Genomic DNA, 24,481 nt, shown 5'->3' on the forward strand with positions numbered 1-24,481 from the left:
TCATGCGACCACGTCCCGGTTGCGGTTCGCGCGCCACTGCACGATGGTGAAGATCAGCGTGAGGACGAAGATCACGACGCCGATCGCCGCGCCGTAGCCCTGGTCGCGGGTCGGCCCGAACGCCACCTTGTACGCCCACGTGCCCAGCACCTCGGTGCTGTTGCCGGGCCCGCCGTTGGTCAGCACGAAGATCGTGTCGAAGACCTGGAAGCTGTAGATCACGTTCATGATGATCAGGAAGAACGTGGCCGGCCCGACCAGCGGGAACGTGATGTGGCGGAAGCGCTGCCAGCCGTTGGCGCCCTCCAGCCCCGCCGCCTCGTAGAGGTCGCCGGGCACGGCCTGGAGCGCCGCGAGGTAGATGATCATGCTGAACCCCACCCGGATCCAGACGGTCACCAGCACGACCGAGGTGAACGCCCAGAAGCCGTTCGACTGCCAGGGGACGCCGCCGTTCGCGCCGAGCGCCAGCAGCAGCTTGTTCACCACCCCGATGACCTCGTTGTAGAGGAAGGTGCCGATGAGCCCGACCGAGACGCCCGAGATCACCAGCGGCAGGTAGACGACGGTGCGCCAGACCTTGCGCCAGGGCAGCACCGAGTTCATCAGCACCGCGAGCGCGAGCCCGAGGCCCATGCTCAGCGGGACGGTGATGATCGTGAAGACCGCCGTGTTGACCAGGGCCCGCAGGAAGGTCGGGTCGGACAGCATCGTCGTGTAGTTCTCGAGCCCGCGAGGGGTGCTCGTACCGGTCAGCGGCGAGACCTTGCGGGTCGAGTAGTAGAACGACCCGAGCATCGGCAGGATCAGGAACGCCAGCGCCAGCAGCACCGACGGACCGACGAAGAGCAGCGCCGAGGGCTCCCACAACGAGCGCCCGCGGCGGCGCGACGAGGGCTGCGAGCCCCCCGCCGGGGCGACGGGGTTCTCGCCGGCGGCCAGCGCGGCCGCCGAGCTCACTGCACGGCCTTCTGCACCGCCGCGGCCAGCGCGGCCGTGGTGTCCGCCGACGACCTGCCGCCGAGGAAGGCCTTCTCGAGCTCGTTCTGGAGCGCGAGGTTGAGGTCGGCGAACTGCGGCACCGTCACCTGCGAGACCTGCTCCGGCGTCAGGGTCTTGGCCTGCAGAACGAAGGGCGCCATCAGGTCGGGCCGGATGTCGAAGTCGAGCTGCGACGACGTCAGGCTCTTCAGCGTCGGCAGCTGGTTGGTGGCCTGGCAGTAGGTGCGCATCGCGTCCTCGGTGACGAGGTACTGCAGGAACTTCGTCGCGGCCTCGGTGTTCTTGCCGTCCTTCGGCGCGACGACGGCGTTGCCGCCGAGGTCGGTCGAGGCGGCCACGTCGCGCGGCTGCGGCATCGCGCCGTACTCGAACTTCTTCTTGACCCCGTCGTCGATCCCGGGGACGAGGAAGCTGCCCGCGAAGGCCATCGCGACGGTGCCCGAGATGAAGGCACCGTCGGGGTAGGTCGTGCTCTTGACCGAGCTGTTCTTGGCGACCCATCCACGGTCGAAGAAGCTCTTGGTGAAGTCGACGGCCTTGCGTCCGGCGTCGGAGTCGATCGCGGCGCTCTTGAGGTCGGGGCCCAGCAGGGCGCCGCCGGCCTCGAAGAGCCAGGTGAGCCAGCGGTACGCGCCCGCGCTCTGCCAGTCGTAGATGAAGGCCGACTGGCCGCTCTTGGTGACCTTGGCCAGCTTGTTCGCCGCGTCGGTGAACTGCTCCCAGGTCCAGGCCTCCTCCAGCGTCGTCGGCACGTCGGTGATGCCGGCGGCCTCGAAGGCGTCGAGGCGGTAGAGGATCGCGGTGGTGTCGATCTGGTGCGGGGCGCCGTACGGCTTGCCGTTCGCGACGACGGCCTGGAAGAGCCCGGGCTCGAAGGCGTTCGCGTCGAGGCTCGCCGACAGGTCGAGCAGGACGTCCTGGCTCGTGTACTGCCCCATGTCGATGTAGGAGACGCGGAAGAGGTCCGGCGGGTTACCGGCCTGGAAGCGGGTGTCCAGGTTGGTCTGCACGCTGGCGTACGGAACCGTGTCGGTCTTGATCGTGATGCCCGGGTTGGCCTGCTCGAAGGCGGCGATGACGGCGTCGAACGCTGCCTTCTCGCCCTCGCCGGACCAGTTGACGAAGGTCAGCTCGACCGGGGCGCCGGCGCTGGCGCTGGTGGTGGGGGCGCTGCTGCCCGCCTTGCTGGTGAGCCCGGAGCAGGCGCTCAGCCCCACGGCGGCCCCGAGGCCGAGACCACCTGCCAGGACCTGTCGACGGTTCAAAGCCATTGGGTCGTTCCTCTCCCTCGAGTGCTGCCGATGATGGCAGGCACCCTGCCTTCCCGACCTCCGGTGGGGTCGGATGCACCGTCCGTCGTGACGCATATCGCCCTGACCAGGCCATATGCACGAGAGGGCTGGGTTCCTACCCCGACAGCAGGAAACGGAACATGGGGCTGTCGCTGGGGATCGGCTCGACCTGCGCCGGGGCCGCGGCCATCCGCTCGAGCAGCGGCGGCAGGTCCTCACGCCGCGCGAGCTCGATGCCGACGAGCGCGGGACCGGTCTCACGGTTGCTCCGCTTGACGTACTCGAAGAGCGTGATGTCGTCGTCGGGCCCGAGGACCTCGTCGAGGAAGTGCCGCAGCGCGCCCGGCTGCTGGGGGAACTCGACGAGGAAGTAGTGCTTGCGGCCCTCGAAGACCGCGGCCCGCTCGGCGATGTCGTCGTAGCGGCTGACGTCGTTGTTGCCGCCGGAGAGGATGCAGACGACCCGCTGGCCGGGCTCCACCCGGACCGTGCCGCCCGTCAGCGCGGTGGAGGCGAGGGCGCCCGCGGGCTCGGCGACGATGCCGTCGGCGGCGTACATCCCGAGCAGCTCGACGCAGACCCCGCCCTCGGGGACCTGCACGAGCTCGGCCCCGGAGGCGGCGATGACCGGCGTGGTCAGCGAACCCGCCCGGCGCACCGACGCCCCGTCCACGAAGGTGTCGAGGTCGACCAGGTCCACCGGGCCGCCCGCGGCCAGCGCGGCGGCGACGCAGGCGGCGCCCTGGGGCTCCACCCCGACGACGCGGATGCCCGGGTGCCGCTCGCCGAGCCAGGACACGCAGCCGGCGAGCAGCCCGCCGCCGCCGACCGGCACGACGAGGACGTCGGGCAGGTGGCCGGTCTGCTCGAGGAGCTGCTCGACGAGCTCGAGGGCGACGGTGCCCTGGCCGGCGATGGTGCGCAGGTCGTCGAACGCGGGCACGACGGTCGCCCCGGTGCGGAGGGCGTCGGCCGCGGCGGCCACGGCCGCCTCGTCGTAGGTCGCGCCGGTGACGACGACCTGGACGTGGTCGCCGCCGATGGCGGTGATCCGCTCGCGCTTCTGGCGCGGGGTGTTGCGCGGGAGGAAGATCCGGCCCTGCACGCCGAGCGCGGCGCACGCGTACGCCAGGCCCTGGCCGTGGTTGCCGGCGCTGGCGCAGACGACGCCACGGGCGCGGGCCGTCTCGTCGAGCTGGGCGATGACGTTGTACGCGCCGCGCACCTTGTAGGAGCGCACGACCTGGAGGTCCTCGCGCTTGAACCAGACCTCCGCGCCGCCGGCCGAGAGCCGGGCGTTGCGCTGCAGCGGGGTGCGGTCGACGACCCCCGACAGCCGCGCCGCGGCCTGCTCGACGAGGTCCGCCCCCAGGGGGGCGAGCACGGCGTCGAGCCTCGTCCCCAGCGCAGCCCCGGAGCCTGTTCCCGTCACGACGCCCACCTCCCGATCATCGCGCACGCGAACTCTCAAGTGTGACGCCAGGGACGAGAGTTTCTGGCGACGACTCGCCGAAACCCTTCCCGCGGTCGTCCCCAGGTGCTTAAGGTCTCCCAGTCCGCGGCACGAGCAGGGGGCTGGGCCGCTGGGCAGCACGCGCCCGCGCCGACCCCGAGGACCCGCCATGCCTGCGCCGCAGCCGCACACCCGTACCCGTTCCGCCCGGACCGCCTCCGGACGCCCGGACGCCACCCCGAGCGCGCTGCGCCGCAGCCTGCCGGTGCTGGCGCTCGGCGTCGCCGGCCTCGGTCTCGCGCTGCCGACCGCGCTCCCGGCCAGCGCCGCGCCCGGCGGGCCGGGCACGAGCACCGCGCCGGTCGCCTCCGACGGCGCCACGGCGAAGGAGACCACGGCGATCGGCTCGACCCCCCGGCTCACGACCGAGGCCCGCGAGGCCGGGGTGGAGTTCGGGAACGCGCCGATGGGCTGGCGCCAGCGTGGCACCGAGCGCGCCGAGCTGGCGGCGCTGAACCAGCCGAAGTCACCGCTGCTGCGCTACGGGGCGTCGGCGGCCGCACGCTCCTCCTCGACCAGCTCCTTCGTCCCGAAGGGCGTGCTGGGGGTCGACGTCTCCAGCTACCAGCGCGACATCAAGTGGTCGACCTGGACCAAGAAGGACCGCGACTTCGCCTACATCAAGGCGACCGAGGGCACGTCGTACAAGAACCCCTACTTCAAGACCCAGTACAACGGGGCGACCAAGGCCGGCCTGATCCGTGGCGCCTACCACTTCGCCAGCCCCTCGGGGAAAGCCGGCTACCTGCAGGCCCGCTACTTCGTGAAGAACGGTGGCGGCTGGAGCGCCGACGGCAAGACCCTGCCCGGCGTGCTCGACATCGAGTACAACCCCTACGGCAAGACCTGCTACGGCGTCAGCAAGAAGAACATGGTCAAGTGGATCAGCTCCTTCACTAAGGAGTACAAGAAGCTGACGCGCAAGGACGCCGTCATCTACACGACCACCGACTGGTGGACGCAGTGCACGGGCAACAGCAGCGCCTTCGCCACGACGAACCCGCTGTGGATCGCCCGCTACGGCACCACCAAGCCGGGCACGCTGCCGAAGGGCTGGAAGGTCGCGACCTTCTGGCAGTACGGCGTCAACCCGATCGACCAGGACGTCTTCCCGAGCAAGCCCGACCGGCTGAAGGTCCTGGCGACCAAGATCTGACCCCGCGCGCCGGGCGGTGTGGAAGCATCGCCCGGTGCCCCTGCCGTACGCCGCCGTCAGCCGCCGCGCGGTCCTCGCGCTGGGGCTGACGGCCGGCCTGGCCGCGGCCTGCGGCTCGCCCTCCGACCCGGGCCCGGCGCCCTGGCAGGCGCGGCTGCGCAGCGGGACGGACGACCGGCCGCGCGAGGTCGCCGTGCTCGGCGACTCGATCGCCTTCGGCGGGGGCCAGTGGGGGAGCAGCGCGCCCAAGTGGCAGCACTCGTTCGTCGGGCGGCTGCGGACCGCGCTCGAGCCGGCGTCCGGCGACGCCGGCACCGGCTGGGTCTTCCTCAACCAGGCGCTCTGGCCGACCACCGCGCTCAACCGGGGCTGGGACCCGCGGCTCGCCGTCGTGGGGGACGTCGCGAAGGTCGAGCGGGGCCTGTTCCGCCGGACCTGCGCGCGCGTCCCCGCCGCGGCGTCCGGCCGCGCGCCCGCCGCGTACGTGGAGCTGACCGCGAGCGGGACGTCCTTCTCGGTCCTCGCCCTCGCCGACCCGACCGGCCGCGCCCGCCCGCTCGTCTCGGTGGACGGGGCCGAGCCGCTGCGGCTGAGCGGCGGGCCGGAGGACACCCGGACGCCCGACGTCGCCCCGCGCACCGGGCTGCACCCGGGCCACGTGGTGACCGACGTGCCGACCCCGGGAGGGGGCCCGCACACGCTCCGGGTCTGGGGCGACGGCGGTGCCGTCGACCTGGTCGCGCTGCGCGCGAGCACCGGCACCGGGCGCCTGGTCGTCACCTCGGCGGCGGTCTCGGGGGAGTCGCTGGGGACCTTCTGCGGACCCGGCGCCGACGACGAGCAGGGCGGAACGACGGGGCTCGCGTTCCTCGACACGCTGCGCGCGGACCTGCTGCTGGTCGAGCTGGGCGCGAACGACTACAACGCCGGCCGACCCCTCGCGCCGGTGCGGGACGAGCTGCTCGCGGTGGTGGCACGTCAGCGCGCGTGGGGCGGGGACGTGGCGCTGCTGTTCCCGCCGATCAGCTCGCCCACGCTCTACAAGGGCGGGGACGCCCCGACGTACGCGGCGTACGCGGCCATGTTCGGCGAGGTCGCCCGCGACCAGTCGGTGCCCTTCCTCGACCTGACGCACCTGTGGGGCGCGACCTTCGAGGAGTCCTCGGCGCTCCGGCCGGCGCGCTACGCCGACGCGATCCACCCCAGCGACGCCGGCGCCACCGACATCGCCGAGCGGTGCCGGGCCTTCCTGGGCCTCTAGGGCCTAGCTGACGTCCTCGTCGTCCTCGCTGGCGGTGCCGGCGAGCTCGGACGGGTCGACCGTGCCCTCGGGGTCGTCCTCGACGGTCAGGTTGCCGATCGTCGACTCGGGGTCGACCGCCTCCTGGGCCTGGCCGGTCTCGTCGGCGGGCACGGAGGGCTCCTGGGCCTGGGACGACATGGGGTCTCCTCGCTGAGGGGGTGCCGTCGTCGCGATCGCGGCGCCGGGGCGACCACTCTAGGCGGAGCCCGTGATCACGACTGCGCTGCGGTCGGGCGGTCCGGGCGCGCGCGACCCGATTGCTCGATAACCTTCCGCGAGGACGTCGGCGATCGGCTGGGGGGTTGGGCGCCGGCGTCCGCCCACCCGGTCGACGCCGTGCACCGGCGGGCTGCGCAGGTCTGCCAGGGTTGAGGGATGCACGCAGCAGCGGACCGCTCCTCCTGGGTCGACCACGTCGTGTGGTGGCACGTCTACCCGATGGGCTTCGTCGGCGCCGAGCGCGAGCTCTCAGAGCTCGGCGGGCTCGGTGGGCTCGACGGGCGGGTCGAGCACCGGCTCGGCCGGATCGAGGCCTGGCTCGACCACCTCGTCTCGCTCGGCTGCAACGGGCTGCTCCTCGGGCCGGTCTTCGCGTCGGCGACCCACGGCTACGACACGGTCGACCACTTCCGCATCGACCCGCGACTGGGTGACGACGCCGACTTCGACGCCCTCGTCGCCGCCTGCCGCGAGCGGGGGGTCCGGGTCCTGCTCGACGGGGTGTTCAACCACGTGGGCCGAGACTTCGCGCCCGTGGCCCAGGCCCTCGCCGAGGGCCCGGGATCGGCGGCCGCGGAGTGGGTCCACGGGCTCTACGAGAACGACGGCGTCGTCACCGCCGACTACTTCGAGGGCCACGACACCCTCGTGACGCTGAACCACGACGCCCAGGTCGTGCGTGACCACGTCCGCGACGTGATGCTGCACTGGCTGCGCCGCGGCGTCGACGGCTGGCGCCTCGACGCGGCGTACGCGGTCCCCGCCTCCTTCTGGGCCGCGGTGCTGCCGGCCGTGCGCGAGGAGTTCGCCGAGGCGTGGTTCGTCGGCGAGATGATCCACGGCGACTACGTCGCCTACGTGGCGGAGTCCGGGCTCGACTCGATCACCGCGTACGAGCTGTGGAAGGCCGTCTGGTCCTCCCTCGACACCGTCAACCTCCACGAGCTCGACTGGACCGTCGGCCGTCACGCGGCTCTCGTCGAGCGGTTCGTGCCGATGACCTTCCTCGGCAACCACGACGTCACCCGGATCGCGAGCCAGGTCCACGACGAGCGGCACCGCCCGCACGCGGTGGCGCTGCTGGGCTTCCTGCCCGGCGTGCCCTGCGTCTACTACGGCGACGAGCTCGGCCTCGAGGGGGTCAAGGAGGACCGGGCAGGCGGGGACGACGCGGTCCGGCCCGCGATGCCCGCCGAGCGCGGGCTGCTCGAGAACGCCCACCCCGAGGTCGAGGAGCTCTACCGCCGCGTGCTCGGGCTGCGCCGGCGCCACCCGTGGCTCGTCGACGCGGTGACCTCGACCGAGCAGGTCGCCAACGAGCACCTGCTCGTCCGGGCCCGGGCGCGCTCGGGGGAGGGTTCGCTGACGCTGGCCCTCAACCTGGGCGACCAGCCGTACGGGCTCCCGGCCGGCGCGTCGGTGGTGGAGGGCTCGGCGCCCGGCGGTGCCGGTTCGGTGGAGCCGCACGGCTGGGCCGTGCTCGAGGGCTGAGCCAGCCGGTCGTCCTCAGCCCGGCGTCCTCGGGGCTGCGGCTCCGGCCCGTCGAGGACTGACACTCCTCCAGCGGGCGAGGAAAGACCCTGGTTCTGTCGTGTGCGACTCTTTCGGGGTGCGGCCAGGGTGCGGGATGCACGGGATCCGTCCGACCATCACTTACGGTGTAAGTCTGGGCGGCGGCCCCGACCGGGGGGTCGGCCGCCGCCGCTCAGGCCGCGGTCGACGTCCACGAGGGCGACGGCTCGCGGCTGCCCCCACGGGTCCCGGTCCGACCGGTCTCCGCGGAGGGGCGGGGCGACGGAGGAAGGGGCAGGTGTTGGAGCAGGCCGAGAGCCGGACGGGCGCTGGCCCGAGCGACGCGCCGACCGACGGGCCGCGCGGCTCGGCGAGCGAGCTCCGGGCGAGGGTCGGCAGCACCGTGTCGGTGCACCGGGGCGTGTTCCGGATCGAGCCCACCCTGCGCGGCTCGTGGTCGGGCGCCCCTGGCTCCTCCGTGTCCGCAGGTGCCCCGCTCGACGGCATCGTGCTCCACGTGCGGGAGCGTCTCGTCGACCTCGAGGTCAACATCTCGACACGCGCCGACCACCAGGCGCACCTCACCGTCACCGAGCTCCGGGCGCGGCTGGCCGAGGTGGTCGCCGAGCTCGGCTTCGTCTGCCGGGCTCTCACCATCAACGTGCTGAGCATCGAGCCGGCGAGGTAGGAGGCGGGGCCGGACCCCGCCTCCTGCGTCCGTCAGGCGAGCAGCGCCCGCGCCGCGTCGGCGATGCCCTCCGGCGACATGCCCGCGCGGTCGATGAGGAACTCCGCCGACCCGGTCGGCTGGAAGGCGTCGAAGCCGAGGATCGACACGCGCGTCGGGTGGTGCGCGACGACGGTCTCGGCGACCGCACCGCCGAGGCCGCCGGCCCTGGTCGACTCCTCGGCGGTCACGATGCCGCGGGTCTCGCGGGCCGCGGCGAGGACGGCGTCGACGTCGAGCGGCTTGACCGTCGGCATGGAGACGACGCGGGCGAAGACACCCTCGGCGGCCAGCTGCTCGGCCGCGGCGAGCGCGCGCCACAGGATCGTCCCGTTGCTGATGATCGTGACGTCGTCGCCCTCGCGGACCGTCGTGGCGCGGCCGGGCTCGAACGTGTAGTCCTCGTCGTGGACGGCCGGCACGGCCATACGGCTGACGCGGACGAACACGGGCCCGTCGACCTCGGCGGCCCAACGCATCGCCGCCGCGGTCTCGACCGGGTCGGCCGGGACGATGATCGTCATGTTGTCGACCGCCCGCAGCCAGGCGATGTCCTCGATCGACTGGTGGGTCGGGCCGAGCTCGCCGTACGCGACGCCCGGGCTCATGCCGCAGAGCTTGACGTTGCGGTCGGAGTAGGAGACGTCGGCCTTGATCTGCTCCAGCGCCCGCGCGGTGAGGAAGCACGAGGCGGCCGACACGAAGGGGATGCGCCCGCCGTTGGCCAGCCCGGCCGCGACGCCGACCATGTCCTGCTCGGCGATGCCGACGTTGATCAGCCGGTCGGGGAACGCCTTCTTGAAGGCGTCGAGCTTGGACGAGCCGACCGAGTCGTTGACGACCCCGACGATCCGGTGGTCGGTCCTCGCGAGCTCGACCAGGGTCTCGACGTAGGCGTTGCGGCAGTCGAAGCGCGCCTGGTCCTTGATCGAACCGGTGCTGAGCTCGGTCGTGGTGGTCATGGGCGTCCCTCGTCCTTCGTGGTGCCGGTGCCGGTGGTCGCGGCGGCGACCTCCTCGTCGAGCTGCTCCTGCTGGAGCCGGTCGAGCTCGGTGATCGCCTGGTCGAGCTGCTCGGGGCTCGGGACCTTGTGGTGCCAGGCGACGTTGCCGCTCATGTACGAGATCGGGTGGCCCTTGTGGGTGTGCGCGATCACGAAGGTCGGCCTGCCCGGCTCGACGGGCACCGACGAGAGCACGTCGAGGAGCGCGCCGTGGTCGTGGCCGTCGACCTCGACGACGGCGAATCCGAAGGCCGCGGCCTTGGCGTCGAGCGGGTCGAGGTCGTTGGTCTCGTGCGTCGTCGCGCCCTGCTGGAGCCGGTTGCGGTCCACGATCACGGTCAGGCGGTCGAGCCCGTGGTGCGAGGCGGTCATCATCGCCTCCCAGTTGCTGCCCTCCTGCAGCTCGCCGTCGCCGACGAGCACGTACGTGCGCCGTCGCGACCCGTCGAGCTTGGCCGCGATCGCGTGGCCGACGGCGATCGGCAGGCCGTGCCCGAGCGGGCCGGTGTTGGCCTCGACCCCGCGGACGTAGGTGCGGTTCGGGTGGCCGTTCAGCTTGGACAGCGGCTTGAGGAAGGTCGCCAGCTCCTCGACCGGCAGGAACCCGAAAGCCGCCAGGGTCGTGTAGAGCGCGCCGGCGACGTGGCCCTTGGACAGGATGAACCGGTCGCGCTCGGGGTCGTCCGGGCGCGCCGGGTCGACGTCCAGCACCGCCCCGTACAGGGTGGCCAGCACGTCGATCGCGGAGAAGTCGCCGCCGATGTGGCCGGCCCCGGCGAAGTGGACCAGCTTGAGGTCCTGGATCCGGATCTGCCGGGCGGCCTCGGCGATGTGGGCGATCTGCTCCGCGCGGCTCGCGTGGGGCGAGAGCCGGCCGAGGACCGGCATGGTCACGTGCTCGGGGGCGAGGGCCGTCATGCGGCGCTCCTTCCGGGGCTGGACGGGTGGGTGGTCATGCGGACGACGTGGCTCACCACGCGGTGAAGCCGCCGTCGACCAGCAGGTCGATGCCGGTGCAGAAGCTCGCGGCGTCGCTGAGCAGGAAGACCGCGGGTCCGACGAGCTCGTCGACCCGGGCCATCCGCCCCAGCGGGGTGTCGGCCTCGAACCGGCGGACCTGGTCGGCGACCTCGCTGCGGCTGTTCATCGGCGTGGCGGTGTAGCCGGGGCTGATCGCGTTGACGCGGATCCCGCGCGGGGCCCACTCCATCGCGAGGCTCCGGCTGAGGTGCACCACCGCGGCCTTGGCCGAGTTGTAGTGCGCCTGCAGCAGCCCGCGGTTGACGATCGAGCCCGACATCGAGGCGATGTTGACGATCGCGCCCCGGCCGCGGGGGAGCATCGCGCGGGCCTCGGCCTGGCAGGAGAGGAAGACGCCGGTGTAGTCGACGTCGACGACCCGCTGCCACTGCGCGCGGGACATCTCCTCGGCCGGGGCGGCGTCGGCGATGCCGGCGCTGTTCACGGCCAGGGTGAGCGGGCCCAGCTCGTCCTCGACGCGGGCGACCGCGTCGGCGAGGCTCGCCGCGTCGGTCACGTCGGCCGGGGTGGCGACGGCACGGCGACCGGTGTCCTCGATCTCTCCGACGACCGCGTCGAGCGCCGGGCCGGCGAGGTCGAGGCAGGCCACGTCGGCGCCGCTGGCCGCCAGGCCGCGGGCGATCCCGCGGCCGATGCCGCTGGCCGCGCCGGTGACCAGGGCGACCTGGCCGTCGAGGCGGAAGTCGGGGGCGCTCATGCCTGCTGCCCTTCGTCGACGGGCGGGGTGTCCAGGTGGGTGCCCGGCACCGCGGCGGTCCCGAGCGCGCCGGCGACCGCGGCGTGCCAGGTGTGCCGACGTCGGTCGCGCTCCTGCGGGCTGGACCGCGGCGCGTACGTCGTGCGCTCCCGTGGCAGCGCGTCGAGGTCGTCGAGCGTCCACACGCCGGCGCCGAGCCCGGCGAGGTGGGCGGCGCCGAGCGCGGAGAGCTCGGCGACCTGCGAGGCGGCGACGTCGCGCCCGGACGTGTCCGCCTGGAGCTGCATGAGGTCGGCGTTGGCCGAGGGTCCGCCGTCGGCCAGGATCACCCCGATCGGGTCCCCGGCCTCCTCGGCGGCGGCGATCACGTCCTCGATCTGGGACGTGATGGCCTCGAGCCCCGCCCGCGCGAGGTGCTCGAGGCGGGTGCCCGCGCTGATGCCGGTGATCGTCGCGCGCGCCTGGTCGTCCCACCACGGGGCCCCGAGCCCGGTGAACGCGGGCACCAGGACGACGCCGTCGCTGCTCGGTCCGGCGGCCGCGGCGACCTCGGCGGGCGAGCGTCCGACGACCGCCCCGAGCCAGCCGAGCGTGGCCCCGCTCGAGCGGATGTTGCCCTCCAGCGCGTACGCGGGGGCGTCGAGCTCCCAGGCGATGGTCTTGGCCACGCCGGTCGACGGCCGGGTGGGGGTGTGGCTGACGGCCATGACCGACGAGCCGGTGCCGTAGGTGACCTTGACCCGGCCGGGCTGCCAGCCGGCGTGGGCGAAGAGCGCCGCGTGGCTGTCGCCGAGGACGCCGGTGACGGGGACGTCCGGTGCGAGCGGGGCCAGGTCGCGGCAGGCGACGAACGGGCCGCTGGACGCGACGACGCGCGGCAGCGCCTCGAGGGGCACGTCGAAGAGGTCGAGCAGCCACGGGTCCCAGGTCCGCGTGGCCAGGTCGAGCAGCTGCGTGCGGGAGGCGTTGCCGGCCTCGACCAGGTGCTCGCCGCCGATCCGCCAGAGCAGCCAGGAGTCGACCGTGCCCAGGCAGAGCTCGCCGCGACGGCTCGCGGAGCGGTCCGGGTCGTACGCGTCGAGCAGCGCCGAGGCCTTGGAGGCGGAGAACATCGCGTCGAGGGGGAGGCCGGTCAGCGCGCGGACGCGGTCGGTGCGCCCCTCGGACCGGAGCCGGGCGCACTGCTCGGCGCCCCGCGTGTCCTGCCAGCCGAGCACGGGTCCGCGCGGCTCGCCGGTGGCCCGGTCCCACAGCAGCATCGACTCGCGCTGGGTGCTGAGGCCCACCGCGACGACGGCCGCGGGGTCGAGGCCGTCCAGCGCCTGACGCACCGACTCCTGCACCGACGCCCAGATCTCCAGGGCGTCCTGCTCGGCCCAGCCCGGTCGCGGGAACTGTTGGGCGAGGGGCACCGAGGCCCGCGCCACGACGGCGCCGGTGAGGTCGACCACGACCGCCTTGGTGGCGCTGGTGCCCTGGTCGACCGCCACGAGGAGGCCGTCCGCGCGGCGCGTCGGGACGGCGGGTGCGGGGAGGTCGGCGTGCATCGGTCCTGCGTCTCCGTCCGCTCGTCGGGGTGGGCTGCGGGCTCCAGAATGTCGGCCGGTCGAATCTCTTGTCAATGCTGAATATCTAGTCATAGAGTGGCGGCATGGCGACCACGCCCGCCCGTCCGGGGATCGACGACGACCAGCTGCGGCTGATGAGCAAGGTCGCGCGGATGTACCACGAGCGCGGTCTGCGCCAGGCCCAGATCGCCGCCGACCTGCACATCTCCCAGTCCCGCATCTCGCGGCTGCTGCGCCAGGCGGTCGAGGTCGGCATCGTCCGGACGACCGTCACCCTGCCCAGCGGCGTGCACACCGACCTGGAGGAGGCGCTCGCCCGCCGCTACGGCCTGGCCGACGTGGTGGTCGTGGACGCCGACGGCGCCTCCGGCGACGTCATCCCCGCGCTGGGGGCGGCGGCGGCGGCGTACCTCTCGGAGACTCTGGCCACAGGCGACGTCGTCGGCATCTCCTCGTGGAGCGCGAGCCTGCTCGCCACCACGGAGCGGATGCGGCCCAAGAACGGGGCCACCGTCGAGGTCGTCGCCCAGCTGGTCGGAGGCATCGGAGACCCGCGGGTGCAGATGAGCGCCAACCGGCTGCTCGACCGCTTCTCCACGGTCACGGGCGCGCGGCCGGTGTTCATGCCGACGCCCGGGCTGGTCGGCGACGCGGCCGCGCGTCGGGCCCTGCTCGCCGACGCCTCCGTCGCCCCGGCGCTGGAGGCGTGGGACCGGCTGAGCGTCGCCCTCGTCGGGATCGGCAGCCTCGCCCCCTCGCCCCTGCTGCGTCGCAGCGGCAACGCGGTCGACGCCGCCCAGCAGGACGAGCTGCGCACCCTCGGCGCGGTCGGTGACGTGTGCCTGCGCTTCTTCGACGAGCGCGGCCGCCTCGTCGCCTCCGAGCTCGACGAGCACGTCCTCGGCGTGACCCCGGACCAGCTGCGCCGGGTGCCGCGCCGCATCGGCGTGGCCGGCGGCGAGGAGAAGGTCGGCGCCGTCCACGCCGCGCTCGTCGGCGACTGGGTCAACATCCTCGTCACCGACCTCGAGACCGCCCGCCGGCTCGAGGCCGGGCCGTGACCGCGCACGGGCCCCTCGGCGACCCCGCACCTCCGCACCACCCACCCACAAGGAAACGGAGCACCACCTCATGAGCGACCTCCCCGTCTTCGGTGCCGGCATCTGGCACTTCGCGACGTACGTCGACCGGTACGCGACCGAGGGCTACGGCGAGCCGGTCGGGCTGCTGGAGCAGATCGACCTGGCCGGGTCGGTGGGCGACCTGTCCGTCGTGGACCTGAACTGGCCGTTCGCCGGCTTCGACGGCACGACCGACGACGTCAAGGCGGCGCTGGCCCGCAACGGCCTGCGTGCGGTGGCGATCACGCCGGAGATCTACAACAAGGACTTCATCCGCGGCTCCATCACCAACCCCGACCCCGCCGTCCGCGCGCAGGCGATCGCGCTGCTGCACGAGGCGACCGAGCTCGCGCTCGAGCTGGGCTGCGACTACGTCAAGCTCTGGTTCGGCCAGGACGGGTGGGACTACCCCTTCCAGGTCAGCTACCGCGACGTCTGGAAGAACGCGGTCGACGCGCTGCGCGAGCTCTGCAGCGCGCACCCGGAGATCAAGTTCGTGATCGAGTACAAGCCGCGCGAGCCCCGCAACAAGATCATCTTCCCGAACGCCGCCCGGACGCTGCTGGCGATCCAGCAGACCGGCTGCGACAACCTCGGCGTGCTCCTCGACTTCGGCCACAGCCTGTACGGGCTGGAGACCCCCGCCGACGCCGCCCAGCTCTGCATCGACGCGGGCAAGCTCTTCGCCATCGACGTGAACGACAACTTCCGCGGCTGGGACGACGACATGGTCGTCGGCTCGGTGCACCTGGTCGAGACCTTCGAGTTCTTCCACACCCTGCGCGCCAACGGCTGGGACGGCGTCTGGCAGCTCGACCAGTTCCCGTTCCGCGAGGACCGCGTCCAGGCCGCGAAGCAGGCGATCACCTTCCTCAAGGCGATCCACCGCGCGCTCGACGCCCTCGACGAGGACGCTCTGGCGCAGGCGCAGTCGCGCCACGACGCCCTCGCCGCGCAGAAGCTCGTGCAGAAGGTCCTGCTCAGCTCCATGGCCGACGCGCTGGACGACTGAGGGGGAGCCCTTCGACGGGTTCAGGACCGCGGCGATGGAGAGCGCCGGGCCGGGTCGTGATCCCTGAGCTCGTCGAAGGGCGGGTACGCACCGCTCAGCGCAGGTGGTCGTCGAAGAAGTCGGCGGTGCGGTCCATGGCCGTGGTGAACGTGCGGCCCTCGAACGTGTGGTCGGCGCCGGGGTAGATGGTCGAGCGGACCTCGACCCCGGCGTCCTCCAGGGCGTCCACCGTGGTCCTCGCCCAGCGCACGGGGCAGGTGCGGTCGGAGCCCCCGTGCTGGACGAGGACCGGCTCGGTGATCCGGTCGAAGGAGGGCCGGGCCGACGCCCGGCGCCAGAAGGCGGGGGAGTCGTCGGGCAGGCCGTACGAGCGGTCGATCCTGCGGTTCGTCGCGCGGCGCTCGGGGTCGTCCTCGTACCAGCGCTCCCAGTTGTCCGCCTCCGACGAGCTCACCGACGCCCACACCGCGGCCGCGTCGACGAGGCCGGGCTGGACGGCGAGCGCCCGCAGGGTCACGCCGCCGCCCATCGAGCGGCCGAACCACCCGACGCTGCCACGGTCGAGGCTCGTCCAGCGCGAGCCCGTCGCGCCCTTGACGGCCTTGACCGCGTTGATCGTGTCGACGACGTACGGCAGCCGCAGGCGGTAGTCGGTCCCGGCCTCCCCGCCGTCGTCGTCGCTCGAACCGGCGTGGTTGCGGTAGTCGACGTGCAGCACCGCGAACCCGCGCCGGGCCAGCACGTCCTGCTCGCGCGGCATGCCCTGGCCCGACCAGTAGGTGTCCGGGTCGATGTAGCCGTGGTTGAGGACGACGACGGGGAAGGGCCCCTCGCCGTCGGGGAGGTTCATGATCCCGGTGATCTTCTTGCCGTCGCCGCGGAAGGAGACGGCGTAGCGCTTGTACGGCCCCGGGTCGGCGAGCAGCCGGCCGCGATCCAGGTCGCGCCCGTCGTAGCGGAGGTCGATCAGCGCCGCCATGGAGACCGGGTCAGGCTTCGGCGTCGGCTCGGCCTCGGGGGTCGCCGAGGGGGTCGGGCTCGGACTCGGCGAGGGCGACGCGCTCGGGGTGGGGTCCGGGCCGGCGGTGGCCGCGGCGGAGGACGGGGCGGACGCTGACGGGCTCGAGGACCGCTCCGGATCGGGCTGCGCGCTGCACCCCGCCAGCAGGCCGAGCAGGCCGAGGGCCGCGGGCAGGACGGTCGAGGCGAGCGGGAGCCGCGTCATCGCCCCAGTGTGGCCGAGGGCTCCTCGGGCTGGGCCGGGGCGAGCCGGGCGACGATGGCGTCCACCACCGGGAGGTCCGGCGTGAGCCAGGCGAGGTCGTTGATCGAGGCGGCGTCGACCCAGGCGAGGGCGTCGTGGGCCTCGCCGGCGTGCGCCTCGCCCGACGCGACCGCGCACCACCAGACGCGCATCACCAGGCCGGCGGTGAGCGGCCAGCCCGGGAGGCTGCCGGGCGCCTCCAGCTCGGCGCCCACCTCGAGGTCGACCTCCAGCTCCTCGCGCAGCTCGCGGCGCAGCGCGGCGACGGGGTCCTCACCGGGCTCGACCTTGCCGCCCGGCAGCTCCCAGCGCCCGGCGAGGGACTCCGGCCGCGTACGGCGGGCGGCGAGCGCGCGGGTGGGTGCGGAGAGGTCGTCGACGAGCACCGCCGCGACGACGAGCTGGTCGGCCACGCGCCGAGTGTGGCAGCCCGCACGGGGCTCCGGCGCCCGGCGCCCACCACAAAGTCCCTGGAAGGTCCGCGCGAGCCGGAATAGCCTCGGCAGGCGATGAGTTCCCGCCCTCGGCAGGGTCAGGACGACGACCGCCGCGGCAAGGATGCCGGCACCCGCACGACACCAGCAGCAGCACGACGATCGGACGACCCGTGACCGCCACCAGCACCCCGCAGACCGCCGACGCGGCGCAGCCAGCCGTCCCCGCGAACGTCAGCACCCGCGCCGTCATCGCGATCCTGCTCGTCGCGACCTTCGTCGTGATCCTCAACGAGACGATCATGAACGTCGCCCTCCCGCGCCTGATGGAGGACCTGAGCGTCTCCGCGCGCACGGGTCAGTGGCTCGCCACGGTCTTCATGCTGACGCTGGCGATCGTCATCCCCACGACGGGCTACCTGCTGCAGCGCCTCACCACGCGCCAGGTCTTCATGACGGCCATGAGCCTCTTCAGCCTGGGCACGCTGCTCGCGGCCGTCTCGCCGGCCTTCTGGCTGCTGCTCCCGGCCCGCGTCGTGCAGGCCAGCGGCACCGCGATGATGCTGCCGCTGCTGATCACCACGATCCTCACCCTGGTCCCGGTCGAGCGCCGCGGCGTGGTCATGGGCAACGTCACCGTCGTCATCTCCGTCGCACCGGCCATCGGGCCGACGGTCTCGGGCGTCGTCCTGCACTTCTTCCCGTGGCGCTTCATGTTCATCCTCGTGCTGCCGATCGCGCTCGGCGCGCTCTTCTTCGGCTACAAGAAGCTGGTCAACGTCGGCACGCCCGGCCGCTCCAAGCTCGACGTGCTCTCGGTCGTGCTGACCGTCCCGGCCTTCGGCGGCATCGTCTACGGCCTGAGCCTGCTCGGCACCGACGGACCGGCCGGCATCCCGCCCCTCGCCTTCGTGGGCGTCGGTGCGCTCGCCCTGCTCGTCTTCGGCTGGCGGCAGTCGCGCCTCTACCGGACCGACAACCCGCTGCTCGACCTGCGCTCGTTCAGGTTCCCGTCCTTCAGCATCAGCGTGGCCCTGCTGTGCGCGGCGATGCTCGCCCTCTTCGGCATGGTCATCCTGCTGCCGATCTACCTGCAGCAGGTCCGCGGCATCGGGGCCCTGGAGACCGGCCTGATGCTGCTGCCCGGCGGCCTGGTGATGGGTCTGCTCGGCCCGCAGGTCGGCAAGCTCTTCGACCGCTACGGCCCGCGCGGCCTGACGCTCTTCGGCTCCGTGGTGCTCGTCGTCTCGATGTGGCGGCTCAGCACCATCGACCAGACCACGCCGATCTGGATGCTCATCGGCATCCACGTGCTGCTCTCGATCGGTCTGGCGTTCCTCTTCACGCCCGGCTTCACCACCGGCCTCAACCCGCTGCCGCCCAAGCTCTACTCCCACGGCAGCGCGATCCTGAGCACGCTTCAGCAGGTCGCTGGCGCGGCCGGGACCGCCCTGCTCGTCGCCATCTACTCCGGCCACGCGGCCACCGAGCAGGCGGCGGGCGCGAGCCCGTCGGACGCCGAGCTCGCGGGCATCCAGACCGCCTTCCGCATCGCGGCCCTGATCTCGATCTCGACCGTCGTGCTCGCCGCGTTCATGCACAACGCCAAGCGTCCTGAGGGTGCCGAGGCGCACGAGCCTGTCGCCGCCCACTGACCGACGACCGTCGTCGCGCCGTCCGGCCCTGACCGCCCGCCGCCAGCGGGCCCACGGGTCGGCGGCAGACTGTCGCCCGTGAGCACGAGTCGGGTCGCGGTCGTCACCGGTGCCGGCAGCGGCATCGGCCGAGGGGCGGCGGAGGGGCTGGCCCGCGAGGGCTGGCGCGTCGTCCTCGCCGGCCGCCGTGAGGACGCGCTCCGCGAGGTGGCCGCCGGGCCCGCGGGCGCCGGCGGCGGCTTCGACGTCGTGCCGACCGACGTCACCGACGAGGACGCGGTCCGGGCGCTGTTCGACGGCGCCGTCGAGCGCCACGAGCGGGTCGACCTCCTGGTCAACAACGCCGGCCGCGGGGCGCCCGCGACCGAGATCGACCAGGTCGCGCTGGCCGACTGGCAGGCCGTCGTCGACGTGAACCTCACCGGCATGTTCCTGTGCCTGCGCGAGGCGTTCCGGGTGATGCGCGCGCAGGACCCGCAGGGCGGCCGCATCATCAACAACGGCTCCATCTCGGCCCAGACGCCCAGGCCGCGCTCGATCGCGTACACCGCGACGAAGCACGCGGTCACCGGCCTCACCAAGCAGGTCCAGCTCGACGGGCGCCCGTACGGGATCACCTGCGGCCAGATCGACGTGGGCAACGCGGCCACGGCCATCGGGGTCGGCGTCTCGCAGGGAGCGCTGCAGGCCGACGGGTCGGTGCGCCACGAGCCGACGATGCCGGTCGACGACGTGACCCGGGCGGTGCTGCTGATGGCCGACCTGCCGCCGGGCAGCAACGTCGGGACCCTGACCGTCACCGCGTCGGCGATGCCCTACGTCGGGCGTGGCTGAGCGGTCCGGAGGCCCCTGGGGCCGCTGGGTAGGGTCCGCAGCATGAGCACCGAGACCCCCGAGACCCCGCCGGCGACCGCCGAGGACGAGCAGACGATCGAGAAGCTGGTCGCGAAGGCGTCGATCGCCCTCGTGACCACCGTGGCCGAGGACGGCGCGCTGGTGAGCCGCCCGCTCGCGGTGCAGCAGCGCGAGTTCGACGGCGACCTGTGGTTCTTCACCGAGGACCCGTCGGCCAAGACCGACCAGGTCCGCGCCAACGACCAGGTCAACGTCGCGATCGAGGCGGGCCACGGCTGGCTGTCGATCAGCGGCACCGGCAGCGTCGTCAAGGACCCGGCCAAGATCGACGAGCTCTGGAGCACGGGGGCCGAGGCGTGGTTCGAGCAGGGTCGCGACGACCCCAAGGTCGCGCTGCTGCGGGTCGAGGCCAGGACGGCCGAGTACTGGACCTCGAACGCACCGATGGTCGTCACGCTCGCCAAGTACGCGAAGGCGGCCGTGACCGGCGGACGTCCCGACGTCGGCGAGAGCAAGGTCGTCGAGCTCTGATCCCGACCTGCTCCGCGTAACGCCGGTCGCGGGGTGGGCGATCCACACGTCGTACGCCCACCCCCGACCGGACGGAGCGCCCGATGACCACGACGACCCGCGGCCTCGCCGCCCTCGCGCTGGGCCTGGCCACCGCCGCCTCGCTCCTCGCCCCGCAGACGTCGGCCGTGGCGGCGCCCACGGCTCCCGCGGCCGCCACCGTCTCCGCGGCACCCGCGGCGTCGTCGTCGGTGAAGACCGCGAACCGCGCGTCCTGGGAGACGGCCGTCCTCACCCAGCTGAACGCCGAGCGCGCCGCGAACGGGCTGAAGCCCCTCGAGCGCAACAAGAAGCTCGACGGCTCGGCGCACAAGCACAACCTGGCGATGGCGAAGAAGAACCTCATGAGCCACCAGGTGAAGGGGGAGAAGGACCTCGGCAAGCGGGTGACCGCGGCGAAGTACAGGTGGTCGACCTGCGGGGAGAACATTGCCTGGAACAGCGACCGCTCCGAGGCGGGCGTGCTCGCGCTCGAGACGATGATGTACGAGGAGGTCGCCCCGAACGACGGGCACCGCCGCAACATCCTCAGCACCAGCTTCACCGAGGTCGGCGTCGACGTGATCGAGGACAAGACCCACCACAAGGTCTGGCTGACGACCGACTTCGGCCGTCCGCGCTGAGGTCGCGCCCGTCAGGGGTGCAGCGCGAGCCAGCGACGCGCGCGGGCTGACCACACGAGGGCGCGCACCGAGAGCACGCCCAACCAGGCGATCAGCACGCCGAAGACGACAAGGTTCGACAGGCTCGGTCCGTCGACGAGCGTGCCGGCGTAGGAGCAGCAGAGTCCCGAGTAGACGAGGACCTGATTGCCCTCGGATCTCATCTGCTGCGCGATCACGGTCACCACGTCGCGACGCTCCGGTACGACGGCTCGACCGGCAGCGATCTGGTGCCGCGCCCAGGCGCGACCTCTCCTTGGGAGGTAGGCGTCCAGACCGATGAAGGAACGGTCGAGATCCTTCGCGACGGATCGGGCGGCGCCAGCGATCATGAGAACGAGGCCCACGACGACGAGGCCGATCCCGACGACGAGCTGCGGCGTCGAGCTCGGCCAGAGGTTGCGGTACGAGTCGTCGAGCCCTCCGAAGGCGAGATCGGTGCCGACCACCAGGACCACGGCGACGGCGACGAGGCCGACGACCCGTCGGACCCAGATCTGACGTCCTCGGCCGGTGAGGCGTGGGTCGAGCGTGGGTTGGGTCGCCACCTGCCAGGCGTCCGCCCAGGGGTCCGGTGCCGTCGTCGTCAGGGCAGCAGCATGCGCTGCGGACGGCTCGCGACGGAAGAGCTGTCACCCCTGCGCACTACGGTGAGCCCGTGGGTGACCCAGCAGAACAGCCCTTCGACCCCGAGCTCTGGGAGCCGGTCCCCGGCTTCGCGCTGACCGACGTCACCTACCACCGGGCGCGCCGCTCGCCGGTGGTCCGCGTGGCGTTCGACCGGCCCGAGGTGCGCAACGCCTTCCGCCCGCACACCGTCGACGAGCTCGTCGCCGTCCTCGACCACGCGCGGACGTCGTCCGACGTCGGCTGCGTCCTCCTGACCGGCAACGGGCCCTCGCCCAAGGACGGCGGCTGGGCCTTCTGCAGCGGGGGAGACCAGCGCATCCGCGGGCGCTCCGGCTACACCTACGCCGACGACGAGGCGCCCGAGCAGGTGGATCCCGCGAAGCAGGGCCGGCTGCACATCCTCGAGGTGCAGCGGCTGGTGCGCTTCATGCCCAAGGTCGTCATCGCCCTCGTCGGGGGCTGGGCGGCCGGCGGCGGGCACAGCCTGCACGTCGTCTGCGACCTGACGATCGCCAGCGCCGAGCACGCGCGGTTCAAGCAGACCGACGCCGACGTCGGCTCCTTCGACGGCGGCTTCGGCTCGGCGTACCTCGCGCGTCAGGTCGGGCAGAAGTTCGCCCGCGAGATCTTCTTCCTCGGCGACACCTACGACGCCGAGGCCGCGCACCGCATGGGCATGGTCAACGCCGTCGTCCCGCACGCCGACCTCGAGCGCGTCGGCCTGGAGTGGGGCGAGAAGGTCTGCGGCAAGAGCCCGACCGCGCAACGGATGCTCAAGTACGCCTTCAACGCCGTCGACGACGGGCTGGTCGGCCAGCAGCTCTTCGCCGGCGAGGCGACGCGCCTGGCCTACATGACCGACGAGGCCGTCGAGGGCCGCGACTCCTTCCTCGAGAAGCGCGCGCCCGACTGGTCGGCGTTCCCCTACTACTACTGAGGCCGGCGATGACCACGAGCCCCGCAGCCCCGAACGCGTACGACCCCTGGTTCCTCGGCACGCCGCTGGCCCTGCCCGGCACGCCCGAGGGCGTCGAGACGGTCGAGCTGCCCTTCACCCACTTCACGGTGGTGCTGGCGCCCGAGCGGCGGCTGGCCGTCCTCACGGCGGTCAACGTCGACGGCGCCAGGCTGCTCGACATCGACCGCGGCGACGACTGGCACCTCGACGAGCGGGTGGGGGTCGACGCGCAGACCGGCCCGGAGGTCTACGCCCGCAACGACCTCGACCGCGGGCACCTCGTCCGCCGCCGCGACCCGGTGTGGGGAGACCGCGCGGTCGCGCAGCAGGCGAACGTGGACACGTTCAGCTACGTCAACGCCGCGCCCCAGGCCGCGCTGTTCAACCAGGGCGAGCTGCTGTGGTCGGGGTTGGAGGACTACGTCCTCGAGCACGCCCGCACGTACGCGGCTCGCCTCACCGTCCTGACCGCGCCGGTCTTCGGCGATGACGACCCGCCCTACCGCGGCACCCGCGTCCCGCGCCGCTTCTGGAAGATCGCGGCCTGGAACGCCGGCGAGGAGACCGAGCCGGTGCTCGCCGCGACGGCGTACGTGCTCGACCAGTCCACGCAGCTCGACGCGATCGACCTGAGCGACGCCGGGCGCGCGGCCGCGGCACCGCCGGACCTCGGGGCCTACCTGACCTACCAGGTCCCGGTGGTCGACGTCGGGACGCTGACCGGTCTCGACCTCGGGCCGCTCGTCGAGGCCGACCGGCTGCCGGTGCCGGTCGGGGCGCGTCCCGCCGACCTCGGCCGGGGCTCGGCGGAGCTCGACGCGCGGTGGACGCGCCTGACGCGCGTCTCCGACGTCACGCTCTGAGCGGGGTCACACCACCCCGTACAGGCGGTCGCCCGCGTCGCCCAGCCCGGGGACGATGTAGCCCTTCTCGTTGAGCCGCTCGTCGAGGCCGGCCAGGACCAGGGTGCAGGGCACGTGCAGGTCGTCGAGCAGCTGCGTCAGCCGCTCGATGCCCTCGGGCGCGGCGAGCAGGCAGATGCAGGTGATGTGGTCGGCGCCCCGGTCGACGAGGAAGCGGACCGCGGCGGCGAGCGTGCCGCCGGTCGCCAGCATCGGGTCGAGGACGTAGCACTGGCGCCCGCTGAGGTCCTCGGGCAGGCGCTCCGCGTACGTGGACGGCTCGAGGGTCTCCTCGTTGCGCACCATGCCCACGAAGCCGACCTCGGCGGTCGGGACCAGCCGGGTCATGCCCTCGAGCATCCCGAGCCCGGCCCGCAGGATCGGCACGACGAGCGGCTTGGGCAGCGCGAGCCTGACCCCGTCGGCCGGGGCGACCGGGGTCTGCACCGTCGTCGGGGTGACCCGCACCTCCCGCGTCGCCTCGTACGCGAGGAGCGTGACGAGCTCCTCGGTCAGGCGACGGAAGGTCGGCGAGTCCGTCTCCACGTCGCGCAGGGCCGTCAGCTTGTGCGCGACGAGGGGGTGGTCGATGACCGTGACATCCACGGCGGCCACGCTATCGCCGAGCGACGCCTCGTCCGCGACCGGACAGGAAGGATTGGGCAGGGTCTGACACGATGTGGCACCGGAGCGGGACGGGTGACGGCCGGGGCTGGTGCCCTGACGCGCGCGCCCGCCGGTGTGGGGGAGGACAGTCATGGCGGGGTTCGACGACGAGGAGTACGTGTCGTTCGAGGAGGCGGACAAGCCGGGCGTCGCGACTCCTGACGCCGACGACCCGGACGACTCCGACCCCGACGACGACCTCGAGGACGCGGCCGAGGACGAGATCGACTACGTCCTCGCCGCCTACCGCGAGGACGGCCAGCTGCACGTCCAGGCGCTGGACGACGAGCTCGCCAACGACCTCGACGGCCTGATCGACCAGCTCCGGCGCCTGCCGGGCGACGCCGGTGCCCTCGGCTTCGTGAGCCTGGTCGACGAGGTGTTCGTGGTCCTGCGGGTCCGGGGCCAGCACGTGCAGGCGATCCTGTCGGACTCGGCGGCCGCGGCCGACTTCCCGATCGCGCACGACGTGCTCGACTTCCTCGGCGAGGACCTCGACCTCGACCAGCTCGACGACGAGGACGGCGAGCTCGTGGGTGACCTCGAGATGCTGGCGGACCTCGGGCTGAGCGAGTTCGACCTCAGCCGGATCGTCGACGACCTCGACCTGGGCAGCGACCAGATGCTCGGCACCATCGCCGACCGCATCAACATCAACCCCGACTTCTCGCGGGCGACCGAGGCGGCGTTCCGGGACTGAGCTCCCGGGACCAGGGGCG

Annotated in this window: 25 protein-coding genes; 13 read left to right on the forward strand and 12 right to left on the reverse strand. The window is 72.9% G+C overall.

Annotated features, from left to right (window positions below):
- From BLU42_RS18560 to ilvA, 3 genes are all read right to left on the reverse strand, one after another.
- Window positions 1-960 (reverse strand): carbohydrate ABC transporter permease, encoded by a 960-nt coding sequence (locus tag BLU42_RS18560; protein WP_091077939.1) that lies wholly within the window; start codon window positions 958-960, stop codon window positions 1-3.
- The gene (locus BLU42_RS18565) at window positions 957-2,273 is read right to left on the reverse strand and encodes an ABC transporter substrate-binding protein (RefSeq protein WP_157720087.1); all 1,317 of its coding nucleotides are present in this window, start codon (window positions 2,271-2,273) and stop codon (window positions 957-959) included. The genes BLU42_RS18560 and BLU42_RS18565 overlap by 4 nt, the downstream gene beginning before the upstream one ends.
- A 136-nt stretch (window positions 2,274-2,409) precedes the next feature.
- Window positions 2,410-3,726 (reverse strand): threonine ammonia-lyase IlvA, encoded by a 1,317-nt coding sequence (gene ilvA, locus BLU42_RS18570; protein ID WP_407940225.1) that lies wholly within the window; start codon window positions 3,724-3,726, stop codon window positions 2,410-2,412.
- 190 nt (window positions 3,727-3,916) lie between these two features.
- On the opposite strand from ilvA, the gene BLU42_RS18575 reads away from it, so the two are divergent.
- Window positions 3,917-4,963 (forward strand): GH25 family lysozyme, encoded by a 1,047-nt coding sequence (locus BLU42_RS18575; protein ID WP_231918294.1) that lies wholly within the window; start codon window positions 3,917-3,919, stop codon window positions 4,961-4,963.
- 34 nt (window positions 4,964-4,997) lie between these two features.
- The gene (locus BLU42_RS18580; protein WP_157720088.1) at window positions 4,998-6,224 is read left to right on the forward strand and encodes an SGNH/GDSL hydrolase family protein; all 1,227 of its coding nucleotides are present in this window, start codon (window positions 4,998-5,000) and stop codon (window positions 6,222-6,224) included.
- A gap of 3 nt (window positions 6,225-6,227) precedes the next feature.
- On the opposite strand, the gene BLU42_RS20770 is transcribed toward BLU42_RS18580, so the two are convergent.
- Window positions 6,228-6,404: a hypothetical protein gene (locus BLU42_RS20770; RefSeq protein ID WP_157720089.1), complete on the reverse strand. Its 177-nt coding sequence runs from the start codon at window positions 6,402-6,404 to the stop codon at window positions 6,228-6,230.
- Between the two features lie 237 nt (window positions 6,405-6,641).
- Between BLU42_RS20770 and BLU42_RS18585 the strand changes: the two genes are divergently transcribed.
- Both BLU42_RS18585 and BLU42_RS18590 read left to right on the forward strand, forming a co-directional pair.
- Window positions 6,642-7,976: an alpha-amylase family glycosyl hydrolase gene (locus tag BLU42_RS18585; protein WP_091077951.1), complete on the forward strand. Its 1,335-nt coding sequence runs from the start codon at window positions 6,642-6,644 to the stop codon at window positions 7,974-7,976.
- A gap of 319 nt (window positions 7,977-8,295) precedes the next feature.
- Window positions 8,296-8,685 carry a hypothetical protein gene (locus BLU42_RS18590; RefSeq protein WP_091077955.1) on the forward strand — a complete coding sequence of 130 codons (390 nt, stop codon included), beginning with the start codon at window positions 8,296-8,298 and terminating at the stop codon, window positions 8,683-8,685.
- Between the two features lie 32 nt (window positions 8,686-8,717).
- Here the strand turns inward: BLU42_RS18590 and BLU42_RS18595 are convergent, their stop codons facing one another.
- From BLU42_RS18595 to BLU42_RS18610, 4 genes are read right to left on the reverse strand one after another with little or no spacing between them, the layout of a single operon-like run.
- Window positions 8,718-9,686: a transketolase family protein gene (locus BLU42_RS18595; protein ID WP_091077958.1), complete on the reverse strand. Its 969-nt coding sequence runs from the start codon at window positions 9,684-9,686 to the stop codon at window positions 8,718-8,720.
- Window positions 9,683-10,645 (reverse strand): transketolase, encoded by a 963-nt coding sequence (locus BLU42_RS18600; RefSeq protein ID WP_172825828.1) that lies wholly within the window; start codon window positions 10,643-10,645, stop codon window positions 9,683-9,685. The genes BLU42_RS18595 and BLU42_RS18600 overlap by 4 nt, the downstream gene beginning before the upstream one ends.
- Window positions 10,646-10,697: 52 nt before the next feature.
- Window positions 10,698-11,465 (reverse strand): SDR family oxidoreductase, encoded by a 768-nt coding sequence (locus BLU42_RS18605; protein ID WP_091077961.1) that lies wholly within the window; start codon window positions 11,463-11,465, stop codon window positions 10,698-10,700.
- On the reverse strand, window positions 11,462-13,012 hold the full coding sequence (locus BLU42_RS18610; RefSeq protein WP_091077965.1) for an FGGY-family carbohydrate kinase: 1,551 nt from the start codon (window positions 13,010-13,012) through the stop codon (window positions 11,462-11,464). The genes BLU42_RS18605 and BLU42_RS18610 overlap by 4 nt, the downstream gene beginning before the upstream one ends.
- Before the next feature lie 104 nt (window positions 13,013-13,116).
- On the opposite strand from BLU42_RS18610, the gene BLU42_RS18615 reads away from it, so the two are divergent.
- Both BLU42_RS18615 and BLU42_RS18620 read left to right on the forward strand, forming a co-directional pair.
- Entirely contained in the window at window positions 13,117-14,094 is a 978-nt protein-coding gene (locus BLU42_RS18615; protein ID WP_091077969.1) for a sugar-binding transcriptional regulator, read from the forward strand.
- 70 nt (window positions 14,095-14,164) lie between these two features.
- The gene (locus BLU42_RS18620; RefSeq protein WP_091077973.1) at window positions 14,165-15,166 is read left to right on the forward strand and encodes a sugar phosphate isomerase/epimerase family protein; all 1,002 of its coding nucleotides are present in this window, start codon (window positions 14,165-14,167) and stop codon (window positions 15,164-15,166) included.
- 94 nt (window positions 15,167-15,260) lie between these two features.
- On the opposite strand, the gene BLU42_RS18625 is transcribed toward BLU42_RS18620, so the two are convergent.
- Both BLU42_RS18625 and BLU42_RS18630 read right to left on the reverse strand, forming a co-directional pair.
- Window positions 15,261-16,391, reverse strand: coding sequence for an alpha/beta hydrolase family protein (locus BLU42_RS18625; RefSeq protein WP_091077977.1), 1,131 nt, complete (start codon window positions 16,389-16,391; stop codon window positions 15,261-15,263).
- Window positions 16,388-16,843, reverse strand: a complete 456-nt coding sequence (locus tag BLU42_RS18630; RefSeq protein WP_091081009.1) for an NUDIX domain-containing protein — start codon at window positions 16,841-16,843, stop codon at window positions 16,388-16,390. Before BLU42_RS18630 ends, BLU42_RS18625 begins: the two co-directional genes overlap by 4 nt.
- Before the next feature lie 194 nt (window positions 16,844-17,037).
- On the opposite strand from BLU42_RS18630, the gene BLU42_RS18635 reads away from it, so the two are divergent.
- The 4 genes from BLU42_RS18635 (at window position 17,038) to BLU42_RS18650 (ending at window position 20,567) form a co-directional block, all read left to right on the forward strand.
- Window positions 17,038-18,519 carry an MDR family MFS transporter gene (locus tag BLU42_RS18635; protein ID WP_197680511.1) on the forward strand — a complete coding sequence of 494 codons (1,482 nt, stop codon included), beginning with the start codon at window positions 17,038-17,040 and terminating at the stop codon, window positions 18,517-18,519.
- Window positions 18,520-18,597: 78 nt separating this feature from the next.
- Complete coding sequence (locus BLU42_RS18640) at window positions 18,598-19,353, forward strand: SDR family oxidoreductase (RefSeq protein WP_091077982.1); 756 nt, start codon at window positions 18,598-18,600, stop codon at window positions 19,351-19,353.
- A 42-nt stretch (window positions 19,354-19,395) separates the two neighbouring features.
- Window positions 19,396-19,905 carry a pyridoxamine 5'-phosphate oxidase family protein gene (locus tag BLU42_RS18645; RefSeq protein ID WP_091077986.1) on the forward strand — a complete coding sequence of 170 codons (510 nt, stop codon included), beginning with the start codon at window positions 19,396-19,398 and terminating at the stop codon, window positions 19,903-19,905.
- Between the two features lie 83 nt (window positions 19,906-19,988).
- Window positions 19,989-20,567, forward strand: a complete 579-nt coding sequence (locus tag BLU42_RS18650) for a CAP domain-containing protein (protein WP_091077989.1) — start codon at window positions 19,989-19,991, stop codon at window positions 20,565-20,567.
- 11 nt (window positions 20,568-20,578) lie between these two features.
- On the opposite strand, the gene BLU42_RS18655 is transcribed toward BLU42_RS18650, so the two are convergent.
- The gene (locus BLU42_RS18655) at window positions 20,579-21,154 is read right to left on the reverse strand and encodes a hypothetical protein (protein ID WP_091077992.1); all 576 of its coding nucleotides are present in this window, start codon (window positions 21,152-21,154) and stop codon (window positions 20,579-20,581) included.
- Window positions 21,155-21,264: 110 nt separating this feature from the next.
- Here BLU42_RS18655 and BLU42_RS18660 point away from each other — a divergent pair, with 110 nt between their 5' ends.
- The gene (locus BLU42_RS18660) at window positions 21,265-22,173 is read left to right on the forward strand and encodes a 1,4-dihydroxy-2-naphthoyl-CoA synthase (RefSeq protein ID WP_091077996.1); all 909 of its coding nucleotides are present in this window, start codon (window positions 21,265-21,267) and stop codon (window positions 22,171-22,173) included.
- 8 nt (window positions 22,174-22,181) lie between these two features.
- A complete protein-coding gene (locus BLU42_RS18665; RefSeq protein ID WP_091078000.1) occupies window positions 22,182-23,057 on the forward strand; it encodes a DNA/RNA non-specific endonuclease in 876 nt (291 codons plus the stop codon).
- Between the two features lie 6 nt (window positions 23,058-23,063).
- Here the strand turns inward: BLU42_RS18665 and upp are convergent, their stop codons facing one another.
- Window positions 23,064-23,702 (reverse strand): uracil phosphoribosyltransferase, encoded by a 639-nt coding sequence (gene upp, locus BLU42_RS18670; RefSeq protein ID WP_091081016.1) that lies wholly within the window; start codon window positions 23,700-23,702, stop codon window positions 23,064-23,066.
- Between the two features lie 151 nt (window positions 23,703-23,853).
- Here upp and BLU42_RS18675 point away from each other — a divergent pair, with 151 nt between their 5' ends.
- Window positions 23,854-24,462 carry a tRNA adenosine deaminase-associated protein gene (locus BLU42_RS18675; protein WP_091078003.1) on the forward strand — a complete coding sequence of 203 codons (609 nt, stop codon included), beginning with the start codon at window positions 23,854-23,856 and terminating at the stop codon, window positions 24,460-24,462.
- Window positions 24,463-24,481: the final 19 nt, after the last annotated feature.

Origin of the sequence: Microlunatus sagamiharensis, from assembly GCF_900105785.1 — a bacterium.
Taxonomy (GTDB): Bacteria; Actinomycetota; Actinomycetes; order Propionibacteriales; family Propionibacteriaceae; genus Microlunatus; species Microlunatus sagamiharensis.

Coding starts and splice junctions, on each gene's coding strand:
- BLU42_RS18585 (WP_091077951.1), top strand. CDS start 6,642: ATGCACGCAGCAGCGGACCGCTCCTCCTGGGTCGACCACGTCGTGTGG.
- BLU42_RS20770 (WP_157720089.1), bottom strand. CDS start 6,404: ATGTCGTCCCAGGCCCAGGAGCCCTCCGTGCCCGCCGACGAGACCGGC.
- BLU42_RS18565 (WP_157720087.1), bottom strand. CDS start 2,273: ATGGCTTTGAACCGTCGACAGGTCCTGGCAGGTGGTCTCGGCCTCGGG.
- BLU42_RS18605 (WP_091077961.1), bottom strand. CDS start 11,465: ATGAGCGCCCCCGACTTCCGCCTCGACGGCCAGGTCGCCCTGGTCACC.
- BLU42_RS18675 (WP_091078003.1), top strand. CDS start 23,854: ATGGCGGGGTTCGACGACGAGGAGTACGTGTCGTTCGAGGAGGCGGAC.
- BLU42_RS18615 (WP_091077969.1), top strand. CDS start 13,117: ATGGCGACCACGCCCGCCCGTCCGGGGATCGACGACGACCAGCTGCGG.
- BLU42_RS18595 (WP_091077958.1), bottom strand. CDS start 9,686: ATGACCACCACGACCGAGCTCAGCACCGGTTCGATCAAGGACCAGGCG.
- BLU42_RS18600 (WP_172825828.1), bottom strand. CDS start 10,645: ATGACGGCCCTCGCCCCCGAGCACGTGACCATGCCGGTCCTCGGCCGG.
- BLU42_RS18620 (WP_091077973.1), top strand. CDS start 14,165: ATGAGCGACCTCCCCGTCTTCGGTGCCGGCATCTGGCACTTCGCGACG.
- BLU42_RS18645 (WP_091077986.1), top strand. CDS start 19,396: ATGAGCACCGAGACCCCCGAGACCCCGCCGGCGACCGCCGAGGACGAG.
- BLU42_RS18650 (WP_091077989.1), top strand. CDS start 19,989: ATGACCACGACGACCCGCGGCCTCGCCGCCCTCGCGCTGGGCCTGGCC.
- BLU42_RS18625 (WP_091077977.1), bottom strand. CDS start 16,391: ATGACGCGGCTCCCGCTCGCCTCGACCGTCCTGCCCGCGGCCCTCGGC.
- BLU42_RS18665 (WP_091078000.1), top strand. CDS start 22,182: ATGACCACGAGCCCCGCAGCCCCGAACGCGTACGACCCCTGGTTCCTC.
- BLU42_RS18610 (WP_091077965.1), bottom strand. CDS start 13,012: ATGCACGCCGACCTCCCCGCACCCGCCGTCCCGACGCGCCGCGCGGAC.
- BLU42_RS18575 (WP_231918294.1), top strand. CDS start 3,917: ATGCCTGCGCCGCAGCCGCACACCCGTACCCGTTCCGCCCGGACCGCC.